General features: G+C 38.3%; 11 protein-coding genes. 4 read left to right on the plus strand and 7 right to left on the minus strand.

All coding sequences use genetic code 11. The features are described 5' to 3' along the window. Positions 1 to 4: 4 nt before the first annotated feature. Positions 5 to 634 carry a SprT family zinc-dependent metalloprotease gene (locus FN756_RS08700; protein ID WP_142603348.1) on the plus strand — a complete coding sequence of 210 codons (630 nt, stop codon included), beginning with the start codon at positions 5 to 7 and terminating at the stop codon, positions 632 to 634. Positions 635 to 638: 4 nt separating this feature from the next. Here FN756_RS08700 and FN756_RS08705 read toward each other — a convergent pair whose 3' ends face one another. The 6 genes from FN756_RS08705 to mutL all read right to left on the minus strand — a co-directional run bounded on the left by FN756_RS08705 (position 639) and on the right by mutL (position 7866). Then, a complete protein-coding gene (locus tag FN756_RS08705; RefSeq protein WP_142603350.1) occupies positions 639 to 1580 on the minus strand; it encodes a hypothetical protein in 942 nt (313 codons plus the stop codon). 93 nt (positions 1581 to 1673) lie between these two features. Next, entirely contained in the window at positions 1674 to 3140 is a 1467-nt protein-coding gene (gene cysS, locus FN756_RS08710) for a cysteine--tRNA ligase (RefSeq protein ID WP_142603351.1), read from the minus strand. Positions 3141 to 3260: 120 nt separating this feature from the next. After that, positions 3261 to 4358, minus strand: coding sequence for an endonuclease/exonuclease/phosphatase family protein (locus tag FN756_RS08715; RefSeq protein ID WP_142603354.1), 1098 nt, complete (start codon positions 4356 to 4358; stop codon positions 3261 to 3263). Beyond that, positions 4358 to 5245, minus strand: coding sequence for a rhomboid family protein (locus FN756_RS08720; protein WP_142603356.1), 888 nt, complete (start codon positions 5243 to 5245; stop codon positions 4358 to 4360). The genes FN756_RS08715 and FN756_RS08720 overlap by 1 nt, the downstream gene beginning before the upstream one ends. A gap of 2 nt (positions 5246 to 5247) precedes the next feature. Beyond that, positions 5248 to 5958 (minus strand): rhomboid family intramembrane serine protease, encoded by a 711-nt coding sequence (locus FN756_RS08725; protein WP_142603358.1) that lies wholly within the window; start codon positions 5956 to 5958, stop codon positions 5248 to 5250. Between the two features lie 57 nt (positions 5959 to 6015). Beyond that, entirely contained in the window at positions 6016 to 7866 is a 1851-nt protein-coding gene (gene mutL / locus FN756_RS08730; RefSeq protein ID WP_142603360.1) for a DNA mismatch repair endonuclease MutL, read from the minus strand. A 237-nt stretch (positions 7867 to 8103) separates the two neighbouring features. Here mutL and FN756_RS08735 point away from each other — a divergent pair, with 237 nt between their 5' ends. Beyond that, positions 8104 to 11049 carry a glycoside hydrolase family 3 N-terminal domain-containing protein gene (locus FN756_RS08735; RefSeq protein WP_142603362.1) on the plus strand — a complete coding sequence of 982 codons (2946 nt, stop codon included), beginning with the start codon at positions 8104 to 8106 and terminating at the stop codon, positions 11047 to 11049. A 197-nt stretch (positions 11050 to 11246) separates the two neighbouring features. Beyond that, the gene (gene bshA / locus FN756_RS08740) at positions 11247 to 12392 is read left to right on the plus strand and encodes an N-acetyl-alpha-D-glucosaminyl L-malate synthase BshA (RefSeq protein ID WP_142603364.1); all 1146 of its coding nucleotides are present in this window, start codon (positions 11247 to 11249) and stop codon (positions 12390 to 12392) included. Between the two features lie 128 nt (positions 12393 to 12520). Here bshA and FN756_RS08745 read toward each other — a convergent pair whose 3' ends face one another. Then, positions 12521 to 14110 carry a pseudouridine synthase gene (locus tag FN756_RS08745; protein ID WP_142603366.1) on the minus strand — a complete coding sequence of 530 codons (1590 nt, stop codon included), beginning with the start codon at positions 14108 to 14110 and terminating at the stop codon, positions 12521 to 12523. Positions 14111 to 14373: 263 nt separating this feature from the next. Here FN756_RS08745 and FN756_RS08750 point away from each other — a divergent pair, with 263 nt between their 5' ends. Beyond that, entirely contained in the window at positions 14374 to 15255 is an 882-nt protein-coding gene (locus tag FN756_RS08750; RefSeq protein WP_142603368.1) for a lytic transglycosylase domain-containing protein, read from the plus strand. Positions 15256 to 15320: the final 65 nt, after the last annotated feature.

Here is a 15320-nt window from a genome sequence, read left to right on the forward strand (position 1 = left end):
AAAGTTGGATAAAGTTACCGTATTACAAAAGTTTATTCCTGCAGAAGCAGCCCCATTAATCGTTAAATGGATTGATCATTATCAGGTGGCGCTAAAGATTACCCGTAATCGTAATTCTAAACTTGGTGATTATCGACATCCATATGGAAAAGCGGGGCACCGCATTTCAGTGAATCATAATCTTAATTGTTATTCATTCCTGATTACATTGGTGCATGAATTTGCACATATGCTCAATTGGAACCGTCATAAAAATAAAGTTAAACCACACGGACTTGAATGGAAACAAGCCTTTCAGGAAATGATGGCTCCTTTTTTTGAAATGAATATTTTCCCGGAAGATATTTTGCTGGCACTCAAAGCTTATATGAATAATCCTGCAGCATCGAGCTGTAGCGATGTAAAGCTTATGCGTGTTCTTAAGCAGTATGATCGTAAACAGGAAGATATGGTCACAGTAGAAACGCTTCCCCTTAATGCGTTCTTCGCCATGAAAAATGGCAGGAAGTTTCAAAAGCTAGAACTTATTCGGAAACGATATCGTTGCGTAGAATTATCTACTCGTAGAATGTACCTGTTTAACCCCTTAGCAGAGGTGAAAGATTTATCTGCTTTAGAACAAGAATCAGCTTAGCTGCTTATTGGTTCTTTGGAGGGATGGGGGCCTCGATATCTAATGCAATTTTCCAATATCCATGCTCTTCTTTACGCCAAATACGAACATAATTATAAGCTGATGTAACCATTTTGCGCTTTACATTTGTAGTAACAGTTACGGTTCCGTAAGTATAACCCAAATCTCTTGAAGCCGCCACGTATGCTACATTAGGCTTGTATTCGTAATTTGCTTTAATTGAATTTAAGTATTTCGTTGCAGAGGTTTTGCCAAGTATTGGCAAATTATTAGTACGGAGTAACCGAATATTTTGAGCCAGATACTCTTTATAACTTTCGTTAATTAGCCCACTGTTTAAATTTGAACAGTAAAGTTCGTCAGTAGCTTTTAAGAGTTCGCGCGAATTTTTTTGTTGCTCAATAGCGATAAAATCCATTACTGCACGCTTGTATTCAGGATTGATTTCGGCAAAGGTTAACTGAGGTGTGAAAGGAGGCTTTGCATGTGAAATTCCCAAATCAAGCATTAGTTCCCATTTTCTTTTATCTTTAACCCAAATAGAAACATATTGGCCAAAATTAGCTTGCTGTGGATCAGAAGGGTCATTGCGGTATTCAAAAGGACCTGTCGTATATCCAAGAGCCCCATCGCTAGATACTTCAATCCAGGTTGGCTCCCAGCTTAATTGTCCCGGAATATCTTCTTTTCTTTCTTTAAAAAAGAATTTGCCATTTATAGGTTCGGGTCGGAAAACTGTTCCCCGCTCATTCAATACAGCTAGAAAAGCAGCTTTAACCCCCTTTTCTTGTGAAAGTTGATTAAACTGCTGTTCACGATCGGCAAGTTCTAAAATGTACTTAGGAGTTTCTTGTGCTAAGCCTAATTTAGAAAGAAATATAAAAGCAATTAAAAAAAAGAATTTTATAGTGTTTTTAGTTGAATGTACACTTAAATATAAACACATAATTCAAGAACAAAGTAAAAACGAAATAACTTATACTAATCAGTTATAGAAAAAGCAAAGCTGCTTTGTTGAGCAGCTTTGTTTTTTAACCTTTTAAACAATAGACCAGCTTGTGCCTTCCTTGCTGTCTTTGAGTTGATAACCCAACTCTAACAATTTATTTCGGATTGCATCTGAAGTCGGATAATCTTTATTGGCTTTTGCTTGATTTCTGATGTCAATCAGTAATTGCATTACGCCGTCAACATTCGCCCCGTCTGAACATTCTTCGTTTTTCAATCCAAAAATAACAAACAAGAAAGTTGTAAAGAGTTTATGAAGCCTTTCTAAATCGCTACCTGTTATTGTTTCTATTCCTGCATTTACCGAGTTAATAATGCGTACTCCTTCAAATAATTCAGCAATAGCGATTGGGCTATTAAAATCATCATTCATAGCTGCATAACAGCGAGCTTCAAGAGCAGAAATATCAGATGAACTGCTTGGGCCGGTTTTTAAGTTATGGATAAGATCGTATGCTGTGAGCAATCTCTTTAAGCCTTTTTCCGATGCTTCCAAGGCTTCGTTTGAGAAATCAAGTGTGCTGCGATAATGAGCTTGCAGCATGAAAAAGCGAACAGTCATTGGTGCATACCCTCTTGTCAATAAAGCATGGGAGCCTGAAAACAGTTCATGAGGAAGAAAACTATTGCCCAGCGATTTTGACATTTTTTGACCATTAACGGTAAGCATATTGGTATGAATCCAATAATTTGCCGGATGTTTATGGCAGTAAGCTACGTTTTGCGCAATTTCATTGGTATGGTGCGTAGGAGCAAGGTCCATGCCCCCTCCATGAATATCGAAATGTTCACCAAGGTATTTTGTACTCATGGCCGAGCATTCCAAGTGCCATCCTGGGAAGCCCATTCCCCAAGGAGAAGGCCATTGCATCAAATGTTCGGGTTTAGCTTTGATCCAAAGGGCAAAATCAAGTTTGCCTCGTTTCTCATCTTGCCCTTCCAGCTCGCGGGTATTATTCAATAAATCTTCAATGTTGCGGCCGTTTAATACGCCATAATCATGTTGTTGATTGTATTTTTCTACATCAAAATACACTGATCCATTGACCTCATAAGCATAGCCATTTTCAAGTATTTTTTTTACGAGTTCAATTTGTTCAATGATGTGGCCGGTTGCCGTTGGTTCAATACTTGGCGGTAAAACGTTAAAAACCTCCATCACTCTACGGAAATCGACGGTATATTTTTGTACGACTTCCATCGGCTCCAATTGGGATAGCTTAGCCTTCTTTGAAATTTTATCTTCTCCTTGGTCTCCCGCATCACCTTCCAAATGGCCGGCATCCGTAATGTTGCGTACATAACGTACTTTATACCCTAAATGAATTAAGTAACGGTAGATTAAATCAAAAGAAATAAATGTACGGCAATTGCCCAGATGTACATCACTATAAACAGTAGGGCCACAAACGTACATCCCTACAAAGGGTGCATTTATAGCCTTAAATTCTTCTTTTTTTCTTGTAAGTGAATTGTATAACTGAATGGTATGCTGCATAGAAATTAATAGTCAACGAACCTCAAAATTAACAATCTTTGTGCCATATGCCCAATTATTTTAAAGGGGAATGCATGTTTAAAAATGAAAAATCAGCGGTTCAATTTATTGTTAAATGGATTAGTTTGTAAGGGTCAAATCACTCCGTATGGGGTAATGATCAGATATCTTTTTTTTAATGATGTAATAATTTTTCACCTCAAACTCCTTGCTATATAAAATATAATCAATTTGAAAGTTGGGGAATGAGCCGTTATACGTTCTTCCGAAGCCACAACCTTTAGCCGTAAATGCACTGTGCAAATTCTTAGAAACGGTTGTGAATGCATACGAAATAGGGGTGTCGTTAAAATCACCGCAGACTAATATTGGATAAGGACTTTGTTCAACCTCTGATGCAATAAGTCGTGCCTGATAGCTTCGCTTTTCAAAAGCGCGTTTTAGCATTCTGGCAATTCTTCGTGTTAAAATAGGGTCAGTTTCCAGATCTTTTATTTTTTTAATGTACTCGTAATCAATAGGCTGAAAGCTGATCGATTGTAGATGCGTATTGAATACTCTGATTGTTTTCCCTTTTACATTTATATCCGTAAAAATGCAGGTATTATAGGTTCGTTTATTGTCAAAAAACGGCAATATCCCTTTATTTTTAATCGGGTATCTCGAAAAAATGGCAATTCCTCCGGCCTGATATTTATTACGATTGATTTCTTCAAAATAGTAATAAATTAAACCTTCCTTTTTCAGACTATCTATAATGTTGTAGATCCCTCTCAACTTGGTGTAGAACTCCTGAAATGAGATAATATCAGGCCTTTCATCCCTTATAAGTTTTAAAATTTCTGATTTGGCTGATCCATCAGGTGATTTATCATCTTTTTTTCTGAAGTTATGAGTATTAAAGCTCATAATTCGAATTGAATTTACTGGTTTTGTATAATTATCGCCAAAAAAATGAAAACCAAACGAGTTTTTATGAATAGGTAGGCCTAGCGCAATAACAAATATTGAAAGCGCCGCCTTATATTTTAAACCTAGAAGCCAATAAAGTACACAAAGCAAATTCGCGGCGAGTATAAAAGGATAAGCCAAGCCAAGAAATGCAATGGGCCAAAGCGTAGCTGGATCAATAAATGGGGTAAGATAAGTGAGCAGGAGCAGAAATGCTACTATTATATTGATTATAAAAACCGATTTTGAAAAGAAACTGATGCTCATTATTCTTTTTCCTGGCTCGCTTTGAACAAGATCTCTTTTTCTTCGCGAGAAAGACCCTCGTAGCCTGTTTTAGAAATCTTGTCCAGAATTTTATCAATCACTTCCTGACGGTTAGCATTTGCAGCTCTTTTTTTATTTTTGGCATCGGTATTTTTGTAGGCTACTTTCATTTTTGATTTGCCGCTAAATACAGATGTGATTTTTTTACCTATGTTTGAAAAAAAAGATGACTCACCTGAACGCATTTGGCTAATATAGGTAAAACCTAACAGAGCTCCTCCTAAGTGTGATATATGCCCCCCTGCATTGGCACTTGCGATACTTATTAAATCAAACAGGATATAAAAAAAAGCAATGTACTTAATGCGTACTTCACCTAATAACAATAGCATAAATGGGAAATTAGGAACCAAGGTGGCAGCGGCAACCACAATAGCCATTACTCCGGCTGAAGCTCCTAATATTGTGGAGCTGTTTTTTATTTCTGCAAATAAAGGAAAGACATTATAAGCAGCGATAAAAAGTATACCGCCAATTACTCCCCCCAATAAGTAGATCCATCTGAATTTTTTTGATCCGAGGAATTCTTCTACAACCTGGCCAAACCAATATAATCCCAGCATATTGAATAATAAATGCAACAGATTTGCATGGAGAAACATATAGGTAAATAAGCTCCAGGGTTGCGTTAATAAAGTATTTAAGGAGGACGGAAGGGAAAGATGTTGAATAAGAAAAGTGGAAATATTTACCGGTAAGCTAAATAACAACTCAACAACTTTTAGCAACTGGATAATAAAGAATACACCCACATTCACCGCTATGAACTGGTGTAGCACCTTTCTTGGTCGAATAAATACTTGTTTAATTTCTTCAGTGATGTTCATAATCAATAAAACGAACTTGGCCTTTTAATGTTCCATGCTTTCAATAAAATAAAGCCAAAAATCATGCCTCCGATGTGTGCGAAATGGGCAACATTACTTAAACTATTCGTTACTCCAAAACCTAATTCTACAAGCGCATAAATAGCTACAAGGTACTTTGCTTTTATTGGAATTGGAATAGGAATAATCATCAATTTTACATCGGGAAATAGATAGCCAAACGCCAGCAATATACCAAAGACCGCCCCTGAAGCACCCAAAGTAGGTGTTGAGTAAATCATCTTAACTTTTTCAAGTAACACCGGGTCTGAAAAATTCATATTCTGGGAATACGGAATGACAGATCCCGTCAGTTTATATACTTCATAAGCATTGATGCACATTTGAAACAGAATAGCACCAATGGCTGTAATCATGTAAAACGAAAAGAAACGCTTTGAGCCGATATACTCTTCAATGATTTTTCCGAACATAAACACAGCAAACATATTGAAGAAAATATGCATAAAGCCTCCATGTAGGAACGCATAAGTAATAAGCTGCCAAATCCGAAAATTTGGAGAATCAAAATAATAGGCCGCCCCATGAAGAACGAATAAATTATCTATGGCAGGGTTGATCATTGCAAAAAAAACTAACACATTAACGATTAATATGTTTTTTACAACAGGCGGTAAATTTGCAAACATTGAGGGTGGTCTAAATTGATCCATGAAAAGATTATTGTAAGCAGAAACTCCAAATAGAAAATAGTTTAAAATTAAATTTCATCAGCTAAAACGTTTCAGTAATTCATCAAGGCCAATGGTGATGAACGTAGGTTTACCACTTACTGAAACTTTTGGCATTTGGCAGGCAAAAAGTTCATCAATTAGTAATCCCATTTCTTCTTTATTTAAAGCAATTCCTGCTTTCAAAGCCGCATTTTTTGCTAATGAACGGGCCAGATTATCTCGTTTGTCGAGTTTTAAAATCGCTGCATTGTTTTTAAAATTTTCAAGCAGACTATCCAATAATTGAGCTTCGTTTCCACTGCTTACATCGGCCGGAACACCATCTACAATTATTGTATTACGGCCAAATTCTCGGATGTCAAACCCTAGTGCTTTAATGTCTTCGCTGAGTTCTTTCACAAGTTCAAAATCAGAAGCGGAAAGCTCGAGAGTTTGAGGGAACAAACTTTGCTGGCTGCTGCCTTTGTGATGCTCCAACGAATCTTGATAACGTTCATACAGTATGCGTTCGTGTGCCGCTTGCTGATCAATTACAATAAAGCCCGATTTTATTGGTGAAATTAAATAACGATTATGTATCTGAAATACCTGGCTCTCCTTTATTGAAACTTTCTCTTCGGATGCTTCTACAATATCTTTCGGCATTTCAAAAAGAGGATGGCCAAGTGAAGCTTGGTTTAACTCATCATCTTTGACCACTTTATAAAGCTGCTCCCAATTACCAAGGTTAATTTTTGACTGTTGAGGTTGCTGATAAGAGCCAGAGCTCCGGTGTGCATCCGTTTTGAAAGGATTGAACTCCGTATTTACGGTTACACTCGGCATTTTCATATGTGCGGCTGAAGGTACAAAATCTTTCATCAAAGGATTAGCTTCAAAGTCGATGGTTGGAGTAATGTTATACTGGCCCAACGATCGCTTTACCGCGGAACGAATAATAGCGTAAATGATTTTTTCATTCTCAAATTTGATTTCGGTTTTTGTAGGATGAACGTTAATATCAATGTGAGAAGGATCAATGTCGATGAAGAGTACATATAACGGAAACGATTCGGTAGCCATTAACTCCTGATAGGCGTTCATTACTGCGTGGTTCAGGTACGGATCTTTTATAAAACGATTGTTTACAAAGAAAAATTGTTCACCACGCGTCTTTTTGGCATACTCCGGCTTGCCTATAAAACCTTTGAGATTGATGATGTCAGTTTGTTCTTCTACCGGAACCAGTCGTTCTTTGAAAGAATTTCCGAATAAATGAACGATGCGTTGCTTAAGCGTTCCTTTGGGTAAATGAAAAATTTCTTGTCCGTCGTGATGAAGACTAAAAAACAAACCCGGATTGGCCAAACTCACCCGTTGAAATTCGTCGATAATGTGGCGCATTTCTGATGCATTGCTTTTTAAAAAATTACGCCGAGCGGGAATGTTGAAGAAAAGATTCTTCATAGAAAAGGAGGTTCCGGCGGCAGTACTGCAGGCCTCTTGCGTTTTAATCTCCGAGCCTTCAATCACAATGCTCGTTCCTACCTCATCTTCATGTCGTCTGGTTTTGAGCTCCACTTGTGCAACAGCAGCGATTGAAGCCAGTGCTTCTCCCCGAAAACCCATTGTTCGAATTGCAAACAAATCTTCAGCTTTGCGGATTTTTGAAGTCGCATGGCGCTCAAACGACATACGAGCATCGGTTTCACTCATGCCGCAGCCGTCATCAATAATTTGTATTAAGTTTTTACCGGCTTCTTTAACAATCAATTTTATAGTTCCGGCACCTGCATCAATAGCATTTTCAATCAACTCTTTCACTGCCGATGCAGGCCGTTGTACAACTTCTCCTGCAGCAATCTGATTAGCAACGGAATCGGGTAAAAGTTGAATTATATCTGACATTGTAAAATTCTGGTAATTAGTAGAAAGCCTAAAGTTTGTTTTGATTAAGTAACACGCTTAAGAGCCAACTTTTGTTTTAAACTCCTGCAACCTTGTTCAAAATTGTTAGTTTTGTTAGCATGGTGGGTAACAAAAAAATGGTTTTAATTGATTGGTTATCAAAATTCTATGATTTAATCATGCGCGTTGTCAAAACATCGTAAAAGTATAAAATTCGTCCTTAAACTCTATTATCATTTGAAAACAATATCGATCCGTCAGCTACGTACTTGTTTCATTGTACTTTTCTTATTGCAAAGCGTTAACAGCTATGCTCAACAACGTATTACTGTTTCACAAATTAGTTCAGCAAATAAATGGACTGATTCCGTCTTAAATACGATGAGTGTTGACCAGCGAATCGGACAACTGTTTGTTGTGACTGCATATTCCAATCGGGATTATAATCATGTTCGTCAAATTACTGAATTGGTTCGTGATTATAAGATAGGGGGAGTAATGTTTGCTTCGGGAGGTCCGGTTCGCCAGGCTTTGCTCACCAATTACTTTCAATCACAGGCGAACGTACCACTTATGATTTCGATGGATGCCGAATGGGGCTTATCCATGCGTTTGGACAGTACCATGAATTTTCCGCGAGAATCAACCTTGGGAGCTATTCAAGATGATCAGCTGATCTATAAATTGGGACTGGAAATAGCCCGGCAATTGCGGCGAATGGGCATTCATATGAGTTTTTCTCCCGATGCTGATATTAATAATAATCCCTGGAACCCAGTGATCAATGAGCGCTCTTTTGGTCAGGATAAACGAATGGTGGCGCGTAAATCAGTATTGTACATGCAGGGTTTACAAGATGGGGGAGTAATTGCCTGCGCCAAACACTTCCCGGGACATGGTGATACTGATCAGGACTCGCATCAAACGCTTCCGATAATCAATAAAAATAAAGCGCTTATGGATAGCGTTGAGCTATTTCCGTTCAAAGAATTGATTACTACGGGCGTCACGGCTATAATGGTTGGTCATCTTGCTGTTCCGGCCTATGATGCTTCCGGTATGCCAGCAAGCCTGTCGTATCTTGCGAATTCTTCTTTATTGCAGCGTCAATTAAATTTTAAAGGATTAGTTGTTACTGATGCACTCAGCATGAAAGGGGTAAGCACAGGTATTGCTCCTAGCGATTTGGCACTTAAAGCATTTTTGGCAGGAAATGATATTTTACTTTCTTCTGATTACATTCCTGGAGGGATAGCTGAAATAAAAAAAGCAATTAACCGTAAACAGATCAGCATTGAAGATGTGAACTTACGCGTTAAAAAGATACTTGCTGCTAAATTTGCATTAGGTCTTAATCATTACAAGCCCATTGTTTTGAAAAACTTACTTACTGATTTAAATACACCTGATGCTAAAAATTTAAACAGAGAGTTGGTTAAAAATGCAATCACCCTCTTCAGGAACACCAATGATGTGCTTCCAATAAAGAAGTTGGATAATCAAAAGATTGCAGCTATTAGCATAGGTAGTGAGCTGGATAATTCATTTTTGAACACCTTAAAGCGATATGCTCCTGTAAAAACGTTCGCTATGCGTATGTGGGCTGAAACCAAAGATTTTGATAGTTTGCTTAATAATTTGAGAGGTTATAACACTGTTATTATTGGCCTGCATGATGTCGGAACAAGCAGCACTGATAACTATAGCATTTCAGAAACAGCCCGAACCTTTATCTATAAGCTGAGTCAGCAAACCAAGGTTGTCTTTAGTGTTTTCGGAAATCCTTACTGTCTTACTAATTTTGATTATCTGTCGCCGGTTGTAATTGGTTTTGAAGATAATACCTTAAATCGAAGTTTGGCTGCACAAGCTATTTTTGGAGGGATTGGAGTTAAAGGAAAACTTCCGGTTGATGTAGGCGTTTCCTGTAAAAAAGGAGAGGGCGTTACAACTCAGCCTATCCGTCTGGAATATGCCTTGCCTGAATCAGTTGGTATCCATTCTGCTGATCTTAGCCGAATTGATTCAATTGCCATGGACGGGATTACTAAAAAAGCGTATCCGGGTTGTGTGGTGTTGGTGGCTAAAGATGGGAAAGTATTTTATGAAAAAGCCTTTGGATACCATACATTCGATCGTCTTCAGCCTGAAAAAACAGATGATGTATTCGATTTAGCTTCGGTTACCAAGATTGCTGCTACCACCCAGGGTGTCATGAAATTAGTGGAGAATGGGTCTGTCGATCTTAATAAAACATTCGGCACATATGTTCCTAAAGCTAGAAATTACGATAAGTCGAATATTTTGATCAAAGACTTAATGACTCATCAAGCGGGTTTAACGCCCTATATTCCTTTTTATAGGTACATTTCTGCAGCAGATTGGAGTGCTGATTCAAGCGCTGCATTCCCAACCCGAGTGGCAGAACATTACTACATGCGTAAAGGTTATTTTGAAAAAGTGATGTTGCCAGAGATGCTTGCTTCTAAACTTAAAACTCCCGGAAAATATGAATACAGCGATTTAAGCATGTATTTTATGCAGCAGGTTTTAGAAAACGTAACCGGGCAACCTCTGGAAAATTATGTAATGAATACCTTTTACAAACCACTCGGATTAACAACCATGGGTTATAATCCACGCAATCGTTTGCCGTTGAATAGGATTGTTCCGACTGAAGACGATAAATACTTTAGAAAGCAATTGGTTCATGGAGATGTGCATGATCAGGGCGCGGCAATGACAGGAGGAGTGGCTGGTCATGCGGGTCTTTTCTCCGATGCAAATGATTTGACTGTTTTAATGCAAATGGATTTGAACGGAGGAGAATATGGAGGACAACGTTATTTGCGACCGGAAACGCTTGAAAAATTTACGGTCTATAACGACCCATTCGTCAGCCGGCGCGGGCTTGGATTTGATAAGCCTGAAGTTGATCTGAAAGAACGATCGTTCGGTGCAACTGCCAAAGATGCTTCCGATGAAACCTTTGGCCACACAGGATTTACAGGTACCTGTGTTTGGGTGGATCCTAAAACTAATTTGATTTATGTGTTCCTTTCTAATCGGGTAAATTCAAGTTCGGAAAATAATAAATTAGGCAGCATGGGAATTCGCCCTAAAATTCATCAGGTGGTTTACGATGCCTTGAAGAAAGCGGAGGGGAGTGCGGTTAGTAATTAACTGCTCAAAAAAATATCTGTTGCTGGTTGAAAATTATAGGGGAGTAGATTTTTAAAGCCTGAAATTCAATTGGTTTGGTTTTGAAATTGTATTCAGAGAGCTGCCGGAAAAACAATTTAAGTGCTTTTTCATTTATCTAGGAGGATTTAATCCGTAATTTAGTAAGCAAAGCAATCAATAAATCCAATATAAAATAGATGAAAATAGGTATAGTTTGTTACCCTACATTTGGAGGTAGCGGAGTGGTAGCCACCGAGTTAGGAAAAGCGCTGGCGGAAAAGGGGCATAAGGTCCATTTTATTACCTACAGTCAGCCTGCTCGTCTCGACTTCTTCTCAGAAAACCTTTTCTATCACGAAGTTTCTGTTGCCAATTATCCTTTATTCGATTTTCCACCCTATGAGTTGGCCTTAGCTAGTAAAATGGTAGATGTGGTAAAGTATGAAAAACTGGATATTCTGCATGTACATTATGCTATTCCTCATGCTTCTGCGGCTTATATGGCTAAACAAATCCTGGCTTCAGAAGGGATTTATATCCCATTTATAACCACGCTGCATGGTACTGATATTACTTTAGTAGGTAGAGATATTACCTATAAACCGGTAGTTACTTTTTCGATCAATCAATCAGATGGAGTTACCGCTGTTTCAAAACATTTGAAGGATGATACTTATCAGCATTTTGATATTAGCAATGAAATCAGGGTGATTCCTAATTTTATTGATCTGGAGCGTTTTAAATTGAAACCCAAAGATCACTTTAAAAAAGCAATTGCTCCCAGCGGTGAAAAGCTGATTACGCATACTTCTAACTTTAGAAAAGTAAAACGTGTGAATGATGTGGTTGAAGTTTTTGCCAGAATATTGAAAGAAGTACCCGCAAAATTATTAATGGTTGGTGATGGTCCGGAGCGTGCTCCAGCTGAACAAATGTGTCGTAATTTAGGCATTTGCGATAATGTTCGTTTCTTAGGCAAGCAAGATGCTGTAGAAGAAGTACTTTCAGTATCTGATTTGTTTATTATGCCTTCTGAATCAGAAAGTTTTGGTTTGGCGGCGTTAGAAGCCATGGCTTGTCAGGTTCCGGTAATTAGTTCAAATTCGGGAGGTTTACCTGAATTGAATATAAATGGTGTGACCGGCTTTATGAGTAATGTGGGAGATGTAGATGATATGGCCAAAAATGCGATTTATATTTTGGGAGATGAAGAACGCCTTAAAACATTTAAAAGTAATGCCCTGAAACATGCTAAAACGTTCGAGTTAAGCCTTATTCTTCCGTTGTATGAGCAGTATTATTTAGAAGTGATCGAGCGAAGCAAGATATCATTTGCTGGTTAAATTACGTATAAAGTTTAAGGCAGAAAAGTTGTATTTGTAGTAGTATAAAAAATGGCCCGTGAGTGATTACGGGCCATTTTCGTTTTATCTAATGTTGTTTAGCGTGATAGGTATATACTACCATTAGCTTATTTAACTAAACGCTTGAGGAACATTAATTCTTTTTCATCAAGGTATTTCCATTTTCCGCGCGGTATGTCTTTTTTGGTTAAACCTGCATACATTACGCGGTCAAGTTTCATCACCTCGTAACCCATGTGTTCGAAAATACGGCGCACGATACGATTCTTTCCGCTATGAATTTTAATGCCTATATCTTTCTTAGAAGCTCCATCAACGAAAGCAACTTCGTCAGGTTTAACAAATCCGTCTTCAAGTTCAATACCCTCTTTGATTTGTTCAAGATCTTCCGTTCTGATGTTCTTGTTTAGGGTAACGTAATACAGCTTTTCGATCTTATGTTTTGGATGAGATAATTTCTCAGCCAGATCACCATCATTGGTTAACAATAGTAAACCAGTTGTATTTCTATCCAAACGACCAACAGGATAAATACGCTCTTTTGAAGCTTTCTCTACCAATTCCATTACCGTACGACGTTCACGAGGATCATCGGTAGTGGTGATGTAATCTTTAGGTTTATTCAATAAAACGTAAGTCATGCGTTCGCGACGCAATAATTGTCCGTTGAAATGAACCGTGTCAGTTGGACTAATTTTGTGCCCTAATTCAGTAATAACAATGCCGTTAACCTGAATTTCGCCTAATTCAATTAGTTCGTCGGCTTTTCTGCGTGAGCAAACTCCTGCATTGGCAATGTAACGGTTCAAACGCAATAAGCCATCATTAGCTTCATGCTGACGTTCTGGTTTTGGCGCACTTCGTTCGCGGTAAGGACGGTCAAAGGTTCTTACGCCATCATTCGAACGAGGTTTGAAGGTTTTCTTGCGATCTCCGCCTCCCGAAGGTCTGTCTCCATAGGGTTTACGATCTCCGAAAGCCGGTTTATCACCGAATGAACGTGAACGGTCATCTCCCGAAGGTCTGTCTCCATAGGGTTTACGATCTCTGAAAGCCGGTTTATCACCGAATGAACGTGAACGATCTCCGCCTCCCGAAGGTCTGTCTCCATAGGGTTTACGATCTCCGAAAGCCGGTTTGTCACCGAATGAACGTGAACGGTCTCCTCCCGAAGGTCTGTTCCCATACGGTTTACGATCTCCGAAAGCCGGTTTGTCACCGAATGAACGTGAACGATCGTCTCCCGAAGGTCTGTCTCCATAGGGTTTACGATCTCCGAAAGCTGGTTTGTCTCCGAATGAACGTGAACGATCTCCTCCCGAAGGTCTTTTTTCATACGGTTTTCGATCTCCGAAAGCCGGTTTGTCACCGAATGAACGTGAACGGTCTCCTCCCGAAGGTCTGTCTCCGTATGGTTTACGATCACTACTTGAAGATCTGTCGCTATATGGTTTACGGTCGCCGGAACGATTATCTTGTTTGCCGTAAGGTTTACTTTCTTGATTAAAGCTTCTGTCTCCTGCGTTTTCCCGGCGATTATCTACTTGTCTTTCTGAAGCATTTCTGCTGGCAGAGGAGCCTCTGCTGTTTCTTTCTGTTCTATCGTTGGAAGAAAAAGACCTTCCTTTACTTGCTGAACGATCACTTTTTCCTTTTCCTGAGGACTTGTCGTCACGACTTTTCCATTCTCTGCTCATAATGTATATTTTTTGCAAAGGTACGTTTTTAATTTAATCACTTTTTTAAAGCTTTTTTTCATAAGCTTCTAATTCAGAAAAATCACCCTTTTTGACATTTTAAACGCCGATTTTTTATTTATTATTTTTCTTTTTAAGAATCTGTTTTTAGGTTGTTTTTGACAAAATGTTGTAAATCAGCTAAATAGTGTGTAGTTTTGCAGCCGGTTTGAGAAAAGGCCGTTTGAAATAAACGCGTCTTAGTGTTCACGAAAAAATACAGAATGAAAAAATACTTATATTTTGGAGCTTTGTTGACTTTATTTTCAATAAATGCTTATGCTGATTCTGATGCACCTTCTGTCATAAAAAATAATTCTAGTAAAGCAGCTAATGTTCCTGGTATTGCTGATCTTTCAAAAGGGTTTCTGTCTGATGCTTTAAGTTTTGCCGGAGAAGCAATTCCGTTTGACAACGATCATGTTTACGATAAATTTATAAATAACTATAACAAACGTAATAACGAAAGTTTTCTGGCTAATCTTGAAATGTTAGCGGCTAGATGGTTTCCTGTTATTGAGCCTATTTTGGCACAATATGGTATTCCTGAAGATTTTAAGTATATTCCTGCAATTGAATCAGGTTTTAGTGTAAATGCACGTTCTCATTCTGGAGCGACTGGTATATGGCAGTTTATGCCCACCACAGCTCGTGGATATGGTTTAATGATATCAAAAAAGATAGATGAGCGGAAAGATATTGTAAAGTCGACAGTTGCGGCTGCTCGTTACTTAAATGATCTTTATGCAGAATTAGGTTCTTGGACATTGGTTGCGGCGGCTTACAATGTAGGTCAAGGTGCTTTAAAGTCAGCAATGAACCGCCAGGATGAAGACGATTACTTCAATTTAAAACTGAATAAGGAAACTGGCAATTACGTTTATAAGGTAATTGTATTTAAACATTTGTTAGAAAATTCGGACAAGTCGTCTGAAATGACACCCATGCAATCTATTAATTTATTTGCAGCATTGGGAATTATGGGGACAATGAAAAATCCATTGTCACGTCCTGTAGTTCAATTTGATGCGAATTCTATTATTCCTTTAAAGCTTAAAACCAAGAAAAGGCCTACTGGAATCAGTCGTATAATGAACTGGTTTTAAAATCAATCGAGTTTCTGGTACATTAGTTGTGCTTACAAACTGAAATTCTTTATATGCATTTTTTT

The organism is Solitalea koreensis (assembly GCF_900182575.1).
Lineage (GTDB): Bacteria > Bacteroidota > Bacteroidia > Sphingobacteriales > Sphingobacteriaceae > Solitalea > Solitalea koreensis.

What these genes read in the sequence shown, in the direction of transcription:
- bshA (WP_142603364.1), top strand. Translation starts at nt 11,247, where the DNA reads ATGAAAATAGGTATAGTTTGTTACCCTACATTTGGAGGTAGCGGAGTG.
- FN756_RS08705 (WP_142603350.1), bottom strand. Translation starts at nt 1,580, where the DNA reads ATGTGTTTATATTTAAGTGTACATTCAACTAAAAACACTATAAAATTC.
- FN756_RS08725 (WP_142603358.1), bottom strand. Translation starts at nt 5,958, where the DNA reads ATGGATCAATTTAGACCACCCTCAATGTTTGCAAATTTACCGCCTGTT.
- FN756_RS08720 (WP_142603356.1), bottom strand. Translation starts at nt 5,245, where the DNA reads ATGAACATCACTGAAGAAATTAAACAAGTATTTATTCGACCAAGAAAG.
- FN756_RS08715 (WP_142603354.1), bottom strand. Translation starts at nt 4,358, where the DNA reads ATGAGCATCAGTTTCTTTTCAAAATCGGTTTTTATAATCAATATAATA.
- FN756_RS08745 (WP_142603366.1), bottom strand. Translation starts at nt 14,110, where the DNA reads ATGAGCAGAGAATGGAAAAGTCGTGACGACAAGTCCTCAGGAAAAGGA.
- FN756_RS08750 (WP_142603368.1), top strand. Translation starts at nt 14,374, where the DNA reads ATGAAAAAATACTTATATTTTGGAGCTTTGTTGACTTTATTTTCAATA.
- cysS (WP_142603351.1), bottom strand. Translation starts at nt 3,140, where the DNA reads ATGCAGCATACCATTCAGTTATACAATTCACTTACAAGAAAAAAAGAA.
- mutL (WP_142603360.1), bottom strand. Translation starts at nt 7,866, where the DNA reads ATGTCAGATATAATTCAACTTTTACCCGATTCCGTTGCTAATCAGATT.